Origin of the sequence: Thioalkalivibrio sp. ALE20 (assembly GCF_000381405.1) — a bacterium.
In the GTDB taxonomy this organism is placed as follows: Bacteria; Pseudomonadota; Gammaproteobacteria; order Ectothiorhodospirales; family Ectothiorhodospiraceae; genus Thioalkalivibrio.
The window spans coordinates 208,624-225,829 of sequence record NZ_KB906473.1 but is presented as its reverse complement, the minus strand read 5'-3'; the positions used below and the strand labels follow the sequence as shown (position 1 = coordinate 225,829).

At 68.1% G+C, this 17,206-nt stretch carries 16 protein-coding genes and 1 riboswitch; of the genes, 4 read left to right on the top strand and 12 right to left on the bottom strand.

Annotated elements, in window-relative coordinates; all coding sequences use genetic code 11:
• Window positions 1–98 precede the first annotated feature (98 nt).
• From F790_RS0106605 to F790_RS0106590, 4 genes are all read right to left on the bottom strand, one after another.
• Window positions 99–665, bottom strand: a complete 567-nt coding sequence (locus F790_RS0106605; protein WP_019591166.1) for a cob(I)yrinic acid a,c-diamide adenosyltransferase — start codon at window positions 663–665, stop codon at window positions 99–101.
• A 4-nt stretch (window positions 666–669) separates the two neighbouring features.
• Complete coding sequence (locus F790_RS0106600) at window positions 670–2,529, bottom strand: TonB-dependent receptor domain-containing protein (RefSeq protein ID WP_019591165.1); 1,860 nt, start codon at window positions 2,527–2,529, stop codon at window positions 670–672.
• A 152-nt stretch (window positions 2,530–2,681) separates the two neighbouring features.
• Window positions 2,682–2,934, bottom strand: a riboswitch (cobalamin riboswitch).
• A 54-nt stretch (window positions 2,935–2,988) separates the two neighbouring features.
• The gene (locus tag F790_RS0106595; protein ID WP_019591164.1) at window positions 2,989–4,884 is read right to left on the bottom strand and encodes a hypothetical protein; all 1,896 of its coding nucleotides are present in this window, start codon (window positions 4,882–4,884) and stop codon (window positions 2,989–2,991) included.
• 110 nt (window positions 4,885–4,994) lie between these two features.
• Complete coding sequence (locus tag F790_RS0106590; protein ID WP_019591163.1) at window positions 4,995–6,227, bottom strand: class I SAM-dependent methyltransferase; 1,233 nt, start codon at window positions 6,225–6,227, stop codon at window positions 4,995–4,997.
• Window positions 6,228–6,732: 505 nt separating this feature from the next.
• Between F790_RS0106590 and fnr the strand changes: the two genes are divergently transcribed.
• The 3 genes from fnr (at window position 6,733) to F790_RS0106575 (ending at window position 8,609) form a co-directional block, all read left to right on the top strand.
• Window positions 6,733–7,461 carry a fumarate/nitrate reduction transcriptional regulator Fnr gene (fnr, locus tag F790_RS0106585; protein WP_026332877.1) on the top strand — a complete coding sequence of 243 codons (729 nt, stop codon included), beginning with the start codon at window positions 6,733–6,735 and terminating at the stop codon, window positions 7,459–7,461.
• Window positions 7,454–7,936, top strand: coding sequence for a DUF2390 domain-containing protein (locus tag F790_RS0106580; protein WP_019591161.1), 483 nt, complete (start codon window positions 7,454–7,456; stop codon window positions 7,934–7,936). The genes fnr and F790_RS0106580 overlap by 8 nt, the downstream gene beginning before the upstream one ends.
• Window positions 7,937–8,039: 103 nt before the next feature.
• Window positions 8,040–8,609 carry a DUF2058 domain-containing protein gene (locus tag F790_RS0106575; protein ID WP_019591160.1) on the top strand — a complete coding sequence of 190 codons (570 nt, stop codon included), beginning with the start codon at window positions 8,040–8,042 and terminating at the stop codon, window positions 8,607–8,609.
• 12 nt (window positions 8,610–8,621) lie between these two features.
• On the opposite strand, the gene F790_RS0106570 is transcribed toward F790_RS0106575, so the two are convergent.
• The 7 genes from F790_RS0106570 to parE form a co-directional block, all read right to left on the bottom strand.
• Window positions 8,622–8,831 (bottom strand): hypothetical protein, encoded by a 210-nt coding sequence (locus F790_RS0106570; RefSeq protein WP_018870233.1) that lies wholly within the window; start codon window positions 8,829–8,831, stop codon window positions 8,622–8,624.
• 92 nt (window positions 8,832–8,923) lie between these two features.
• A complete protein-coding gene (locus tag F790_RS0106565; RefSeq protein ID WP_019591159.1) occupies window positions 8,924–9,817 on the bottom strand; it encodes a carbamate kinase in 894 nt (297 codons plus the stop codon).
• Window positions 9,818–9,945: 128 nt separating this feature from the next.
• Window positions 9,946–11,574, bottom strand: a complete 1,629-nt coding sequence (locus F790_RS0106560; RefSeq protein WP_019591158.1) for a hypothetical protein — start codon at window positions 11,572–11,574, stop codon at window positions 9,946–9,948.
• A gap of 10 nt (window positions 11,575–11,584) precedes the next feature.
• Window positions 11,585–11,941 (bottom strand): DsrE family protein, encoded by a 357-nt coding sequence (locus F790_RS0106555; RefSeq protein ID WP_018870237.1) that lies wholly within the window; start codon window positions 11,939–11,941, stop codon window positions 11,585–11,587.
• A gap of 94 nt (window positions 11,942–12,035) precedes the next feature.
• Complete coding sequence (locus F790_RS0106550) at window positions 12,036–12,269, bottom strand: hypothetical protein (RefSeq protein WP_019021858.1); 234 nt, start codon at window positions 12,267–12,269, stop codon at window positions 12,036–12,038.
• Window positions 12,270–12,329: 60 nt separating this feature from the next.
• Window positions 12,330–12,584 carry a Smr/MutS family protein gene (locus tag F790_RS0106545; RefSeq protein WP_018870239.1) on the bottom strand — a complete coding sequence of 85 codons (255 nt, stop codon included), beginning with the start codon at window positions 12,582–12,584 and terminating at the stop codon, window positions 12,330–12,332.
• Window positions 12,585–12,596: 12 nt separating this feature from the next.
• Window positions 12,597–14,483, bottom strand: a complete 1,887-nt coding sequence (parE, locus tag F790_RS0106540; protein ID WP_019021857.1) for a DNA topoisomerase IV subunit B — start codon at window positions 14,481–14,483, stop codon at window positions 12,597–12,599.
• A 318-nt stretch (window positions 14,484–14,801) separates the two neighbouring features.
• Between parE and trxA the strand changes: the two genes are divergently transcribed.
• Window positions 14,802–15,791, top strand: coding sequence for a thioredoxin (trxA, locus tag F790_RS0106535; protein WP_019591157.1), 990 nt, complete (start codon window positions 14,802–14,804; stop codon window positions 15,789–15,791).
• A gap of 35 nt (window positions 15,792–15,826) precedes the next feature.
• Here trxA and F790_RS0106530 read toward each other — a convergent pair whose 3' ends face one another.
• Window positions 15,827–17,185 (bottom strand): diguanylate cyclase, encoded by a 1,359-nt coding sequence (locus F790_RS0106530; RefSeq protein WP_019591156.1) that lies wholly within the window; start codon window positions 17,183–17,185, stop codon window positions 15,827–15,829.
• Between the last annotated feature and the right edge of the window lie 21 nt (window positions 17,186–17,206).

The following is a 17,206-nucleotide window of genomic DNA, read 5'->3' as shown; positions in this document are numbered from 1 at the left end:
GTGGATAAAAGGGGAGCGGCCGCGGGTCGCGTCAGCGTCGCGGCATTACTGTCGATCGGGGCCGTCGCGGATCCGTCATCACGACGCCGCGGGCAGAATCAGCCGCCGGAGGCCTCGCGCCGAGCGGCGGGCTGCCACAGGACCTCGGAACCGTTCTCGTGGCGCGCCAGCACCCGGCACAGCACGAACAGCAGATCCGACAGGCGGTTGAGGTAAGCCAGCGAGCTGGGCCGCAGGGCCTCGTGGTGATTGACCGCGACCAGCCGCCGCTCGGCGCGGCGGCAGACGGTGCGGGCAATATGGCAATCCGCGGTGGCCGGGCCACCGCCCGGGAGGATGAACTCCTCCAGCGGCGGCAGCTCGTCATTGAAGCCGTCGAGCTCGACATCGAGGCGCTCCACCGACGCCTCCGGCAGCGCCTGATGCCCCGGCACCGCCAGCTCCGCGCCCAGGTCGAACAGCTCATGCTGGATCAGCGACAGCGAACGCCGTACGTCCTCGGGCAGCTCGTGCACCAGCACCCGCCCGATGACGCTGTTCAGCTCGTCCACGTCACCAAAGGCTTCGACGCGATGCGAGTCCTTGTCCACGCGCGAACCGTCACCCAGGCCGGTACGCCCCTCGTCACCCGTGCGGGTCGCGATCTTCGACAGTCGATTGCCCATGACCTTACCTCTGCTGCTGATAACGCAGTTTCACGAACGCGGCGCGGCCCGGGGTATTGAAACCACCCTGGGTCTCGTAATCCCGGTCGAAGACGTTGGTCAGGGAGCCTTCGACCGTCCATTCGGGGTCGAGGGCATACGCCGCACGCAGGTTCATGGTGCCGTAGCCCGAAAGCCGTTCTTCGTTGCTGGCATCGTCGTAAGTCCGGCTACGGGCGAGGATCGTACCGCCCACGGAGAAATCGCCAATTTGACGATCCAGATCGAAGCGGGCCGAGACCGGCGCCCGGCGCGCCAGCTCATTCCCCGTGTCCCGGTCCTCGGCGTCCAGCAGGGTCAGCGAGACCCGCGAATTCCACGGGCCAAGGTCATGCCCACCTTCGATTTCCATTCCTTGAATCCGCGCGTTTTCGACATTGCCTGGCTCATAGACATCACTAAACGGATTGCCATCATCACAATTCGCCACGCAGCGGTTCACAATAAGGTCATCGACCCTGGTTTCGAACACCGCCACATCCACATAGGCAAGACTGGCTGAATACCTCCCGCCCAGTTCAAATGTTCCCGATTCTTCCGGGGCAAGGTCCGGATTACCTCGGAACCACCCCTCATCGGGCCAGTAAAGGTCATTGAAGGTCGGCGCCTTGAAGGCGGTGCCATAGCTGGCGCGCAGCCGCAGAGCGTCGGTAGCCTGCATGCCCCAGGCGACCTGACCGGTGGTCTTGTCACCGAACTGCTCGTTGTCGTCGTAGCGCAGCGAGCCTTCCAGATCATGGTTGCCGAGCTCGGTGCGCACGACTGAATAGACGCCTACGTTGTAGCGCGAATCCTCATCAAAATCTTCGTTACTGTCGACCCGATCTTCGTAGGCATCCACCCCGGCGATCAGGTCGGTGCGTTCACCCAGGCGGACATCGTTACGCCAGGTCAGCTGATCCCGCCGGGTGTCGAAACGGGAGTCGGCAACCCCGTTTTCGAAATTTTCGTTTTCGTCACGGCTTTGAGCATAGGCAAGCTCCGTATCCCATTGCTCCAGGACCGGGAAACGGACTCCGGCCTGCACTGCCCCGTGAACAAAATCCGTCTCATCCGTACTGAAAGCGTCGACTTCAGTGTTACCTTCGGAATAGAGGAGATTGCCGAAGAGTTCGATCCCGTTGTCGAGGCGGTGAGCAACCTTGCCGGCCAGCGAGGTGTTGTCATAGCCGTCGGGATCGTCATCACCCATGTCATCCTGGACATTGATGCCTTCGGTGTCATACATGCTCACGGACAGGCTGTAATCGGTGCGCCCGGTGCCGCCGGCCACGCCGAGCCCGGCCTCCCAGGTGCTGAAGCTGCCGGCGCCGAGGAAGGCATTGACCCGCGGCGGACCTTCGCGGCCCGCGCGGCTGAAGACCTGGGTCACCCCGCCGATGGCATCGGAGCCGTAGATGGAGGTGCGCGGCCCGCGCACGATCTCCACGCGGTCGATCTCCTCGGGCGGCAGGAACTGCCAGCTGGCACCGCCGGTGGTGGCCGAGCCCATGCGCACGCCGTCGATCAGCATCAGGTGGTGATCGGATTCGGTGCCACGCAGGCGCACGCTGGACTGCTTGCCGAACGGGCCGGCGCTGGAGACGGAGACCCCGGCGCGCCCCTCCACCAGATCGGTGAACTGGCGCGGTTGCAGGCGTTCGATCTCTTCGCGGTCGATAACGGTCACCGAGGCCAGGGCCTCGTCCACGGTCTGGCTGAGACGGGTCGCAGTGACCTGAACGGGTTCCAGGGTCGCGGAATCGGGGCCGGTACCCGGCGCTTCGTCGGCCACGGCCGGGGACACGGCTGCAACGATGGCTGCGGAAAGGATACTGCGTTTCATGTCTTCGGATCTCCCGGCGAGCCGCCCGCACGCCGCTGGTTCACGGGGATCGCGCCGGCGCGAGGGATGAAGACGAGGAACGCATTCCCGGCGGGAAACGGGTACGGGGACCCGTGGCGGGAACGGTCATCCGTCTCGCACGCCCTCCGCGTGCCGCACGACCATTCCCCGGCCGGTCTCCGGGCTGACGAGCGGGAGATTCCCGGCGGGCGGCGCCTTCCCGTGTCCATGACACAGTGGCATTCGGCCGCCAGCCTCGAGGATCCACTGCCGAAGGACTCCGGAATGGATCCGCGCTCGATCACCGTTGCGGGGGCAGCGCCGGACTCGCGCGTGAGCGCTCACCGGACTTCCCGTTTAACCCGGCGGCGAAACCGCCAGGGCACCGAGGAACGGGGCGCAGGGTACATGAGGGCCCCCTGATTTTCCACCCGCGTTCTCCGGCCGACCGCACGGCGTTCAGGTCTGCCGCACCTCCTCGGCCTGGCGATAGCGGGCGCCACGACGCAGCAGGCGGCCCCATTCCTTGTCCTGGACCATCGCGTCGAATTCCGGCGAGCGCTCGGCACGCAGGGCCACCGGGTGGGACTCGTCCCCGGTGTTCTGCGCCAGCATCGCCAGGCGCTCGGGGTTGGCCCGGTAATGGGTCTCGAGAAAGCCGCGCATGCCGTCGGTCAGCGGCAGGTGGTAGACCCGGGTCAGGCGCAGCGCGAGCCGCTCCGCCGCGCGCCCGAGGTCCTGACGGACCATGCGCACCATGGCGGAGCCCAGCCCGGCCTTGGCGTCGGCGCTCATGCCCACGTACAGCCCGCCGAGATAGGCTGCGGGACTCGCATAGATCGCCCGCTGGATACCGGGGTTGCTCAGCTCCACCAGCGGGTCGAGCAGCAGCGCCAGCTGGATGCCGATGCGCTTGGCGGTATCGCCGTCCAGCGGCTTCTTGCCGAAGAAGATGAAATCGCCCTCGCGCCGGATCTGCAGCTCCTCGAGATATTCGCACAGACCGTCGGCCAGCCGGATCTTCTGATCATCGTCCAGTTCGATCAGCTCCTCCGACACCCGGATCCGCCGGGCCGAACGCTTCTGCCAGCGCTGAGCACCCTTGCGGTCCCGTTCGCGCCGGCGCAGGTTTTCCCAGCGTTCCACCGCATTGGCGTAACGGCTCTGCGCCTGCATCAGGCGGTCCCGAGCTTCACGCAGTTCTTCCACCTGCGACATCGCGGCACCCAGGATACGGCCGTCGGGGCTCTTCACGTCCGGCTCCGCCTCCAGCATGGTCCGCAGGCCGGCCAGCACCTGCTGTCCCATGACCGGCAGGGGTTCGCGCAGATGCTGCTGGGTGATGCCACTGGTCTCGCTTTGCGCCAGCAGCATCCCCAGCGAGCGGAGACGGCTGATCACCCCGGCCTGGGCCACGCGGAAGCGATTGCTCTGGTATTCCAGCCGGTCCAGCGCCCGGCCCAGCTGCCAGGGCCCCGACCATTCGAAACTCAGGCGCTTGATCTGGCGGCCGTTGACCAGCTCGAAGGCGAGCACGACAATCGCCTGGACATCATCCAGGGTGCAGCGCGTAAGGTCATCCGCATCCGCTGCGGAGAACAGGCGTTCGAGAAACTGGTCGATGCGGCGCACGCCATCCTCGCGCGTCGGCGCAACCCCCTGCAGCCGGTCGCGCAGCAATTCCGCCAGCTCCGAATCCTCGGCATGCAGCCGCTCGAGCGCGGCCATGCGCGCGTCGGCGGTGGCCTCCACCAGGTCCGCGACCCGCGCATGCAGCCCCAGACGCCGATAGATCTCGATCTGCTCGGCGGTGGAGGCCAGCGTCGGGTCGCCGGTCATTTCGCGCACCGCGACCGCCACCGCCTCCGGGGAGACCTCCACCTCGTGCAGCAGCACCGCCGCCGACTGGCGCCGCCGCATGTCCGGCGTCATCTCGCCCATGGCCAGGTCACGGGTCGCGAACAGCAGATCCGGCAGCAGATCGATGGTATTGCGCAGCTGGACCTGCGAGCGCTCCTGACGCCGCCCGCGGGTCGCATCGGCGACAAATCGCGCAACCAGGCCGATCACCCCGAACAGCAGGGTATAGACCGCGAAGAAGACGAAGTTCTGGGTGGGAGCCGCATGGCCGAACCCGAGGAAATACCCGCCCTGCATCGCGAGGAAGGTCACGGGGCCGGCCGCCCACAGAAGCTGCAGCAGGTTCAGCGACCACGGGACTTTGCGGGCACTGGTCGCCACCTCGGTGATGCGGCTGCGTCCCGCAGCCTCGATCAGGACCTGGTCCTGATTCGACTCCTGCGTTTCGGGGGCCCCCGATGCCTCGGACTTGCGTTGACGAAAAAGGCGGAACACCCCTACTCCCCGAACACCGGAATCCCCGGTCAGTGTAAAGCTCGAACGCCCCGCACGTCGCCGTCACGAACGGCGGGGATCCACACTGGACCCGTACCGGAGCCCGGGGTTCACCGCGCGGAAGAAATCAGCTCGTTCGCCGGCGGCACCGAACGCACCCCGGGGTCTTCGCGCCCGCAGAGATAGTCACGGGTGAGCGGAACGGCATCCTGCCGACGCGCCATCTGGATATGGAACACCACCTGCTTCCACCAGCGGAAAGTGCCCTCGCAGCTGGCCAGATAGAACTCCCACATGCGGCAGAAGCGCTCGTCGAAACTGGCCGCCGCCTCTTCACGGACTGCCTGAAAGCGCCGGTACCATTCGGCCAGGGTTTCGGCATAGTGCAGCCGCCAGAATTCAATGTCGGTGGTGTAAAGCGGCGTGGGCTCCAGCGCTTCCATCACCTCGGACAGGGCGGGGGTGTAACCGCCGGGGAAGATGTATTTCTTCAGCCAGGGATTGGCCGTGCCCGGTGGCTCCTGGCGACCGATGGTGTGCAGCACCGCGATCCCGTCGGGCTTGAGCAGGTCGTTGACCCGCTGGAAAAAGGTGCCGTAATTCGGCTGCCCCACGTGTTCGAACATGCCGACACTGACGATCCGGTCGTACTGATCGTCGTGCTCGCGATAGTCCTGGTACAGGAAGCGCACCTTGTCCTCCAGACCCCGGCGCTTCGCTTCGTCCTGCGCTACCCGCAGCTGCTCGCGCGACAGGGTGATGCCGTCGACCCGGACATCCGCGTGCTCGGCCAGATACATCGCCAGCCCGCCCCAGCCGCAGCCGATGTCCAGCACGCGCATGCCCGGCTCCAGGCACAGTTTCTGGCGCAGGACCTCGCACTTGGCCTGCTGCGCCTCCTCCAGGCTCATCCCCGGCTCGGCGAAATAGGCGCAGCTGTAGAACATCCCCTCGTCCAGGAACCGCCGGAACAGCCATTCGTCCACGTCGTAGTGGTGAGAGATGTTCTTGTAGCTGCGCGCCACCCGGTTGCCCTGCTCCACGAGGGCGCGCAGCGAACGCGTCAGGAAACCGACCCGCTTCTGGAACATCGGCGCAAAATTGCGCATGGTCATATCAAGAAAGGCCCGCAGCCCTTCCGGACCGGGCGACCACAGCCCGTCCATGTAGGTCTCGCCCAGCTCGAAACCGGGATCCCGCGCAATGCGCTTCAGGGCGCCGGCATCATGCAGCTGCATGACCACTTCCGGCTCGCCGCTGCCAAAACGCTGCTCGGTGCCATCCGGGTGACGCAGGGTCAGCGTCCCGTAGCGAACATGCTGTTCCAGCATCCGTTCAATCATTACTGAGTGCCCCCGATTCCCTGAAATCCGGCACGATTCCGTGTCCGGCTATTTTTATACTGAGTCTAACTCTCACCCCCGGGCCCGTCCAGTGGAGCCGGTCCGCACACCATCCGTTGTACCAACGCATCAAGCCCAGGGAAACACTGATCAATGTACACGTTCGCGTTGGCACCCCAGGTTTTCCGAGACAAGGCGCGGTGCGCAGCCGGTAGTGGTTCTACCGGCAAGGGCCGCAACGCAGGATCGGGGAACCCGGGGTGCCAACCCCGAAGGGGCTCGGCCGCCCGTTGTTGATCAAAAACGGGCGCGCGCACGGCGTTGCGGCTCCCTTGTGCAGAATGACTGCACGGCGGTCGCCGCGCCTTGTTCGCACGCAAAAGCGACTCGAGCGCGAGCGTGTACATTGATCAGTGTTTCCCTGGGGGAACACCGCCACCGCGAGCGCCGGCGTAAAAATCCGCGGCGTCTTTCCACATTGCCGCAAACGGGCTACCCTCCGGACATGACCTTGCGCCCGACTCAAGCCTGCGATCAGTGCACCCTGCGTCAGCTCTGCCTGCCCATGGGTCTGCCGGATACCGAGCTGTGGCAGCTCGACGAAATCGTGCAGCAGCGCCGTCCGATCGAGAAGGGCAGCACGCTGTTCGCCATGGGGTCGCCGTTCGAATACCTGTATGCGGTACGCACCGGCGCGATGAAAACGGTGCTGATGGGTGACGACGGGACCGAGCAGATCACCGGCTTCGCGCTGGCCGGCGAACTGCTGGGACTGGATGCCATTCACCAGGGGTCCCATCCGGTCACCGCCATTGCCCTGGAGTCCACCAGCGTCTGTGCGGTGCCCTGGTCGCTGGTGGATGACCTGTCCGGCCGCCTGCCCACGTTTCGGCAGCACCTGATGGGGGTGATGAGCCGCGGTCTGGCGAGCGAGGAGAACCTGCACGCCCTGCTTGGCCAGCGCAGCGCGGAGCAGCGTCTGGCCACCTTCCTGCTCTCGCTGTCGCAGCGTCATCAGGCACGCGGGCTGGCGGCCGACCGTTTCATCCTGCCGATGTCGCGCGCGGAGATCGCCAACCACCTGGGCCTGACGCAGGAAACCATCAGCCGGCTGTTCACGCAGATGCGGCGCCAGGGCCTGATCGAGCTGCACACCCGCGATCTGCACATCCCCGACCTGGATGCCCTGCGGACCACGGCCGGCGTCAGTACATCCGCCGCCGGCAGTGCCTGACACCCGGGCCACCGGGGATTTCTGGTCGTTCGCCGAGACCGCCTGGAACGATCCGGCGCTGCACGAGCGGCTGATGGCCTGGCAGGATCACCATGGGGCTGACGTGATTCGGGTGCTGTTCGCCGCCTGGCACCCCGGTCCACTGGCCGCCGACGATCTCGATCGGCTGCACGCCCGGGCACGCGACTGGAGTACCCGCGCCACCCTCCGGATCCGGGCCCTGCGCCGACGCCTGCACACCCCCGAACGACATGCCCTGTACCGCGCCCTGCTGGAACTGGAATTGCGCGCGGAGCACCTGGGGGCGCTGCACCTGCTGCAGGAATGCCCGCCTCCGGCCGCCGCCGCAGCCCCGAACCGGCGCCCGCGCGCGGAAACCATCGGGGAGCGCCTCGCCCGCCTCGAACCCGGACTCCCGCCGGACGAACGCACCCGCGGGGCGGCCGAACTCGCGGCGATCCCGGATCCGGACTGACCGGCCGCGCCGGTAAAACACCCCACGCCCGGGCCGCCCCCTGCACGCGGCCCGCGGTTCCGGCTATCCTGACGGGTTCCACTCAGCCAGACGGCAGCCGAACATGTCCGACGCAATGCGCGACCAGCTCCTCAAGGCGGGACTGGTCGACGAAAAGCAGGTCAAGAAGGCCCGCAGCGAACAGCACAAGGGCAAGAAAAAGGCCAAAAAGCCGAAGAAGGCGGCGCCACCCGCGGCCGAGCCCACGGCCGCCGAGCAGCGTCAGGCGGAACAGGCCGAACGTTCGCGGCGCAAGAACGAGGAACGCCAGGCGCGCGCCGCGCGCAAGGCCCTGACGGCCCAGCTGCGCGAGCTGGTCAGTTCCAACCTGTATCCAGTGCCCGCCGGCGAGGACGCCGAGGACTATCACTTCCAGCAGGGCGGGCGGATCCGCAGCCTGCCGGTCACGCCGGCCCTGCGGCGCCAGCTGGCCGACGGACGCGCCGCAATCGCCGGCCTCGACCACCGACCGGAGGCCGGTTTTCGCCTGGTGCCCCGCGAGACCGCGGATCGCATCCGCGAACGCGACCCGCAGTGGCCGCTGGTCATCCCCGCCGAGGAGGCCGCGGACAGCGAACCGGCCGCCGACGACCCGTATGCGGATTACGTGGTGCCCGACGACCTGATGTGGTGAGACTCCGTCGCGTCAGTCGTCGTCGGTGCGCTTGACGTCGGCGGCCGGCATGCCCCGCTGCTGCGGGCGCCGCACGCCCTCGTTATCCGTCGGCTGCGGCTCCATCTGGCGCTCGCCGAGGGCCTGAGGCGGACCGTCCTCCGCCTGCGGTTCGCCGTCGCAACCGGCCAGCCACAGGCCGGCGGCCAGCAGCAGGGCCGGACTTATCTTCCGCATGTTCATGTCTTTCCAATCTCCTCCGAAGGCTTCGCCGTCAGCGTGCCGGCGCAAGGGCGCGGCGCCAAGAACTCGGGTCGCAACCGGGGGCACGTCCGTTACGGGCTCACCCGGGTCCCGGCGGTCCCGGCGAGGAGGGCCGCGGCCGACTCCAGCGCCCCGATACCCGCGATGCGGCCGCCCGCGGCCACCCGCCGCGCCGCATCCAGCTTGGGCCCCATGGACCCCGGCGGCCATTCGGCCGGATCAATGTCGCTGCCCTTCAGGCGGTCCAGCCGCCGGGCCCGGTCCGTGCCCCAGTCGGCATAGACCGCATCGACATCGGTGAGCATCAGCAGGGCATCGGCCTCCACCTCGGCGGTCAGCAGGGCCGCAGCAAGATCCTTGTCCACCACCGCCTCCACGCCCGAGAGCCGGCCGTCGGCATCGCGCGCCACCGGAACCCCGCCGCCGCCGGCACACACCACCAGGGTCCCGGCAGCCGCCAGGGTCCGGATCGCCGGCACCCCCAGCAATGCGCGCGGCTCGGGCGAGCCCACCACCCGCCGCCAGGCCCTGCCGTCGCGAGCGATGCGCCAGCCACGCTCCTGCGCCAGGCGCCGCGCGGCCTCCTCGGCGTAGGTCGGTCCGATGAACTTGCTCGGCTCGTCGAAGGCCGGGTCCTGCGGGTCGACCTCGGTCTGCGTCAGCAGGCTGGCCACGCGATCATGCCCCAGCGCGTTGTGCAGCTCCTGCGCGAGGATATAGCCGATCATCCCGTGGCTCTCCGCACCCACCACGTCCAGCGGCCAGGCGATGCGGTCGCATTCCGCCTGGTTCGCCAGCAACCCCACCTGCGGGCCGTTGCCGTGGGTCACGATCACCTCGTGCTCCGCCGCCAGGCCGGCGATGGTCGCGGCCGCGCGCCGCGCGTTGTGCCGCTGATTCGCGGCCGAGGGCGTCTCCCCCCGCTGCAGCAGTGCGTTGCCCCCCAGGGCGACCACGATGCGCATGCCCGTACCTCCCTTACCCGTCGATCAGGGTGACTTTGCACCCCAGTGCAACAAAATCGATTCAGGCGAAACATTTGTGTTACAAAAATCCAAAAGTGCAACAAAACGATTACGCAGCCGTCGGTTGATCAGGAAGCGTCGCCGTAATCCTCGTGCAGCCAGTCGCGCAAATCCTCGAACCCGGGGATGTCCTCGTCCCCGGTGGCCGGCGGCAGCTCGAAGCCGTCGTGAAAGCCGCGGGCCCGGAACGGCTCCAGCAGCTCCGGGTCCCCGGAGATCACGTGCACCGGCACCGCCCACGAGGGGTCCGGGCCGGTGACCAGGGCCGCCGGCTGGTGGTCGCCCGGCATCAGGAACAGGGTGTCCTCGTCCACGTGGTCACGCGCCCAGTGGCCGCTGACCTCCAGCGAGTAGCGCACCGCCTCGGCGTAATGATCGCGGACGCGGTCAAAGTCCCGCCACAGCACCTCGGGGGCGGGCCCGGCGCCGGCCTGTTCGTGGAACACCCGCCCGTCGTCCATCGCATCCGGGTCGTCCAGCACGTCCAGCACCGGGGTCCACGGGGCGTGACTGCTGACCAGCGCGAGCATCGCGAACACCGGCGCCTCCCCGCCCTGCGGGTCCGGCCGCACGTCCTGTTCGAAGCGCCACCAGGTGAATTCGTCGGGCATGGTGACCCAGAAGAACGGGGGCCCGCGGTAGTCCATGCCGTCGCGGTCCAGGATCCGGTCCCAGCCGAACCAGCGCCCCTCCGGCCAGTCGAGGGTGATAGCCGGGGCCAGCATGGCCGTGTGGTGGCCGGTGGCCGCGAAGTCCTGCACCAGGGTCGCCCGCTCGCGCTCCTGCAGCCGGCGGTACTGCCCGGCATGCCGCACGGCCACGCCCGACAGCAGGGTGGCATGCGCCAGCCACGACTGCCCGCCGGCGATCGGGGCCTTCATCACCCCGGTCACCACGTGCAGATCCCGCGCGGCGAGATCCTGCTGCAGATCCTCCAGCGTCGGCTCGATCACCTCGGCATAGCGCGGGATCTCCAGCGCCGAGACCCCGTAGGACTCGATCAGGCCAACCACCACGTCGACGCCGGCCAGGCCCTCCAGCGGCCGGGGTTCGGCCAGCCGCGAATCCTCCTCCAGCCGGTGCGCCAGCGCGCGATCCTCGCGCCGCGCCTCGCGCATGCCGTCGACCTGCTCCGTTACCAGCGCCACCGCCGGCGCCGCCGTGCGCGGCGGCTCCACGCCCGTCGCGTGGCCCGCGAGCCCGGCGAGGCCCGCGCCCAGCAGCACGAAACCCGCGCCCCGGGGCACGACCGGGCGCGCCAGCAGACGCGCCAGCGACCACACCGCCAGCCCGATCACGGCCAGCAACGCCGCGACGGCCAGGATCACGCCGACAGTGGGCAGGTTGCCGGTCAGCAGCCGGAACACGGCATCCAGCAGGCCGATGTCCACGTAGACATTCAGCGGACGGGCGAGGCTGACCCGGGCCAGCGCATCGAACAGCGCCAGTACGATCAGTGCAAGGAGGGCAGAGGCCACGACCCGCGCCAGTACGCGCGCGGTGGCCAGAGGAAGAACGGCAAACAGTCCGGCCAGGACCACGGCCTCCCAGGCCAGCCACCCCGGCCCCGGGCCCGCGTGGCGCGGGATGTCCAGGGCCAGGACCAGTCCGTTCAGGAGCAGCAGGGTCAGCAGGACGCGGACCCCGCCGGGGACGGCGCGCAGGCGCCGGCCGGACTGTTCGGGCGGGAAGCTCAACCCGCCCGAATCAGAAGCTCATCGAGCGATCAAACTCGGCCACCGCCTGCACGTAGTGGCCCATGCCGGCGTATTCGGCGGTGGCCAGGAAGTTGTCCGGGGTCACGTCCCGACCGCGGCCGCAGGCCTCGCAGACCCACAGCGGCACGCCGGCGTCGACCAGATCCTCGACGATGTCCTTCATCGCCGGCATGTTGTGGCCGACGATCTTGTCGTAGACGTTGCGGTTGGCGATGTTCGCCGCCTCGCCCTGCAGCCATACGGTCACGTCGTGGCCCTGATCCTTCGCCACCTTGGCGGCGATCATGCCCAGCGTGGCGCGGGTGGGGTCATCGGTTCCGGCGGTAACGGCAACGATAAAGCGCATGGTCGATTCTCCTGTGTCGTCGCGTGTCGGCCTTGCGGCCGGTTGGCGGACCCGGCGGGTCCGTTGTTGTTACAGCAATCCGCAGCGTACCCGATCAGGCGCCGGTCCGGCTCTGGCGGGCCAGACGCAGCGCCATCAGCAGCCACGGCAGTCCGTGCAGCAGCAGACCGCCCCAGCCCGCCGCACCGGCGAGTTCACCGGCCAGCAGGTCGCGCACCAGTCCGGCGATCGCCGGCTCCGGCTGCCAGGGCCACAGGCCCACGGTCGCCACGATCAGGGCAAACAGCCACAGCGGCAGGCGGTCGAACAGGCGCAGAACGGTCGGCATGGCGCGCATCCTATCGCATACGAACGGCGGCGCCGCATGCCCCGACACGGCGGCGCGAATTCAGTGGCGAAAATGCACGAACAGCCGACCGTGATTCTTCGAATCCTTCTCCACCCGGTGGTAACGCGCCTTGACCTCCGGCTGCTGCAAAAAACGCAGCACCCGCTTTTTCAGCTGCCCGCTGCCCTTGCCGTGGATGATCTCCACGGTCTTGATGCGTTTCTCGCAGGCCTCGTCGATCGCGCCGTTGAGCGCCTGATCGATGCGCCGGCCATCACGAAAGCATTCGTGCAGGTCGATGGAAAGCCGCGACATACGGGCCTCCGTTCACACGTCCACGTCGGCCAGGTGCCCCTTGCCCTCCAGCCAGGCGCGGCGTTCCCCGGCGCGCTTCTTGCCCAGCAGCATGTCCATCAGGCTGCCGGTCTCCTCGGCCGAATCCAGGGTCAGTTGCACCAGCCGGCGGGTGTCGGGATTCATGGTGGTCTCGCGCAGCTGCATCGGGTTCATCTCGCCCAGCCCCTTGAAACGGGTCACCGCGACCTTGCCCTTCAGCTTTTCCGCCTCGATACGCTCCAGCACTCCGGCCTTTTCGTCCTCGTCCAGGGCATAGAAGGTCTGCTTGCCGACATCGATTCGGTACAGCGGCGGCATGGCCATGAACACGTGGCCCTGCTCCACCAGCGGGCGGAAATGCTTCAGGAACAGCGCGCACAACAGCGTGGCGATGTGGGCGCCGTCCGAATCGGCGTCCGCGAGGATGCAGATCTTGCCGTAGCGCAGCCCCTCCAGGCTCTGCGTCCCCGGATCCACGCCCAGCGCCACGGCGATGTCGTGGATCTCCTGCGAGGCCAGCACCTGGTCGGGCTCCACTTCCCAGGCGTTCAGGATCTTGCCGCGCAGCGGCATGATCGCCTGAAAATCGCGGTCGCGCGCCTGCTTGGCGGAGCCACCGGCGGAGTCGCCCTCGACCAGGAACAGTTCGGTGCGCGCCAGCTCCTGGCTGGCGCAGTCGGCCAGCTTGCCCGGCAGGGTCGGGCCCTGGGTCACCTTCTTGCGCACCACCTTGCGCCCCGCGCGGCTGCGCTTCTGCGCATTCTGGATGGCCAGCTCGGCGATGCGCTCGCCCTGCTGCGGGTGCTGGTTGAGCCACAGACTGAAGGCGTCCTTGATGACCCCGGAGATGAACGGCGCGGCCTGGCGCGAGGACAGCCGTTCCTTGGTCTGCCCGGCGAACTGCGGATCCTGCATCTTGAACGACAGCACGCTGGAGACCCGTTCCCACACGTCCTCCGGCGCCAGCTTGATCCCGCGCGGGATCAGATTGCGGAACTCGCAGAACTCGCGCACCGCATCGGTCAGCCCGGTGCGCAGGCCGTTCACGTGGGTGCCGCCCTGGGTCGTGGGGATCAGGTTCACGTAGCTCTCGGACACCACCTCGCCGCCTTCCGGCAGCCAGGTCACCGCCCAGTCCACCGCCTCGCTGTGGCCGGAGACCGACCCCATGAACGGCTCTTCCGGCAGGCGTTCCAGCCCCTCCAGGGCCTCCACCAGGTAGTCGCGCAGACCGGCCTGATAGCACCACTCGCAGGCCTCGCCGGTGGTCTCGTCGCGAAACGTCACGGTCAGGCCCGGGCACAGCACCGCCTTGGCGCGCAGGATGTGCTTGAGCCGCGGCACCGAGAATTTCGCCGAGTCGAAGTACTGCGCATCGGGCCAGAAATGCAGCGTGGTGCCGGTATTGCGCTTGCCGACCTCGCCGACCGCTTCGAGGTCCTGCAGCTTGTGGCCACCGGCGAAGGCCATCTGCCAGCGCCGGCCATCGCGCCGGATGTCCACGTCCAGGCGCTCGGACAGCGCGTTGACCACCGATACCCCGACCCCGTGCAGCCCGCCGGAGAACTGATAGCTCTTGTCGGAAAACTTCCCGCCGGCATGCAGCGTGGACAGGATCACCTCGACCCCCGGGCGGTTCTCGCGCGGGTGCAGGTCCACCGGCATGCCGCGCCCGTCATCGGTGACGGAGACCGAGTCGTCCTTGTGCAGGACCACGTCGATACGGCTGGCGTAGCCGCTGACCGCCTCGTCCACCGAGTTGTCGATGACCTCCTGGGCGAGATGATTGGGCCGCGCGGTGTCGGTGTACATCCCCGGGCGCTTGCGCACCGGGTCCAGGCCCTCGAGGACTTCGATGTCGGATGCGGAATAGCTCACTCAGGAACCCCTTTGTTGATCGTGCCCTTTGCCGGGGCCGCCCGCACAGATCGCCACGGCGCTGCGCGCCTCGCGATGACGGTACCTGAGCGCCGGTCATTGCGAGGCCCGAAGCGGCCTCCGGGCCCGGCCTGCCGAACAGCGCCGTCATTGCGAGGAGCGAAGCGACGAAGCAACCTCCGGACGCAACCCGCGGCCCCGCGCGCCGCACAGTGCGCAGCGTACCAGAGCTCGCGGGGGCGGGGCTGCTTGCAATCGCCGGGACGATCCCAACAATGCACCGCATATCCCGTATTCCGATCTTTCAGGAGGTTTCCGATGACCGAAGCCGAAAACGCCACCGGCGATGCCATTCTCGACGTCACCCGCGACAGCTTCCAGCAGGCGGTGCTGGACGAATCGCACCGGCGTCCGGTGCTGGTCGACTTCTGGGCCGCCTGGTGCGGACCCTGCAAACAGCTGATGCCCCTGCTGCAGAAGATCGCCGAGGATTACGGCGGCGCGTTCCGGCTGGCCAAGGTCAACAGCGACGAGAACCAGGAACTGGCGGGGCAGTACGGCGTGCGCAGCCTGCCCACCATCATGTGCTTCCGTCACGGCGAGGTGGTGGATCAGCAGATGGGGGTGCAGCCGGAATCCACCATCCGCGAGATGATCGATCGCCACGTCGAGCGTCCCTCCGACGCCCACCGCCAGCAGGCCCTGGCCGCCCTGCAGGCCGGGGACGCGGCAGGCGCCGTGCGTGCGCTGGAAGAAGCCGTGGCGGTCGATCCGGGCAACAAGGACCTGCGCTCCGAGCTGGCCCGCGCACAGATCCGCGCAGGCGACACCGCGGCCGCCCGCGCCACCCTGGAGTCCGCGCTGGAGGCCTTCCCCGAAGACCCGGATCTGCGCATCGAACTGGCGCGCGCGCTGTCTCAGGCGGGTGACCCCGACGCCGCCGAGGCGCAGCTCAATCAGCTGCCGCTGAACCGCGCCGAGGATGATGCGGTGAAGACCCTGCGTGCCCACCTGCGGTTCTCCCGCCGGGCCGCCGGCGCCGACCCGCAGGCGCTGACACAGGAGATGCAGCAGGGCGATCCGGCGCCGGAGACCCTGGAAACCCTGGCCGCGTATTCCATGCTGCACAGTCGCTACGAGGAGGCCCTGGGCCTGTACCTGGAGCTGATGAAGCAGCACCCGGACTACAAGGACAACGAGGGCGACAACGCCGGCAAGAAGGGGCTGCTGGCGGCCTTCGACGCCCTGGGCAACGACAATCCGCTGGTCAGCCAGTACCGCCGCAAGATGATGGCCGCGATGTACTGACCGCCGGCCGGCCCGCTGCCGGTCGGGAAGCGGTTTCAGTCCGCGACGGCCACCTGATCGCGGCCGCTGTTCTTGGCGGCGTAGAGGGCGTCGTCGGCCCGGCGCACCAGGCGCTGGTAGTCCGGGTGGCCGTCGTGACTGGCCAGTCCGATGCTCACGGTCAGCCCGAGCTGCTGGCCATGGGCACCCTGGAACGGCTCGGCACGGACCGCGGTGCGCAGTTTCTCGGCGATGCGTTCGGCATCGCGCGGAACCACGTCCACCAGCATCATCAGGAATTCCTCGCCGCCCAGGCGAAAGAGGTAATCGCCGGCCCGCGAGTTGCTGACCAGCAGCGTGGCGAACTGCTGCAGGATGCGGTCGCCGGTCTCGTGGCCATGTTCGTCATTGACCCGCTTGAAATAATCGATATCCAGGGCCAGTACCGCGAAGGGGGCATGGGTCTGCTGTACGCCGGCGATATGCCGTCCCAGCACCACGGGCAGGAACTTGCGGTTCAGGGTCCGGGTCAGGACGTCGCGCCCGGACTCCAGTTCGTTGCTGCGTTCGAACAGCTGACCCAGATGGTAGTCGATGCTGCGGACCTGCTCGCGCACGTCACGCAGGTAATCCTGCCGCTGCCGGGCCTCGACGCAGACCAGCGACGGCAGCAGGAACTCGTCGATGCGGGCGATGGCCTCCAGCACCCGCTCGGTTTCCGCGGCCCCGCCAAAGGCGTCCACTCCCTTGTGCCGGAACCACAGGCCGAACTCGGAGGCCGCCAGCCGCGGCAGCTGCTCGCCCGAGGCCCCCATGGCCAGATCGAACATCAGCCCGTTCTCCCAGTCCAGCAGGCAGGCCCGCTGGCGGTCTTTCTCACTGGCGAGGTTCTCCGACACCGCGAACAGACGGTAGGCCTCCTCGGCGCGGGCGTTGCGCTCATGCGAGCGTGAATAGGCGTGGCTCATCAGCTCCATCGCCATGTCGATGCTGTCGGAGACATGCCGCGCCGCCTGCAGCCGCATTTCGTGCCCCATCGCGGAATCCAGCTCCAGCAGGGTCAGGAACTGCTCCTTCACGCAGCGCGCGCCGCGCATGACCAGATGGATGGGGATGGAGATGCGCGCGTGGATGCCGCCCACATGGGCCTGGCGCGCGGCCTGTTCTTCCACGCCGCTGCCGCTCTCCACCGAGAAGATGCCTCGGATCCATTCCTGCAGAGAGGCGTCCAGCCGCGAGTTGACGTCCTCGTGGTCGAGAAACACGCAGGCATCCGGGTCCGCCAGCATCTCGGCATAGAACCGTTCCGCCAGCATGGCGCGGTGCTGCTCCGCGAGCTCGCGCACGCGTGCACGAACGCGCCCGGGGCAGCGTTCGAGGCGCCGCTGCCACTCGTCGACCAGCTGCTGCGCCACCGCCCCTGCGGGCTCTCCTTC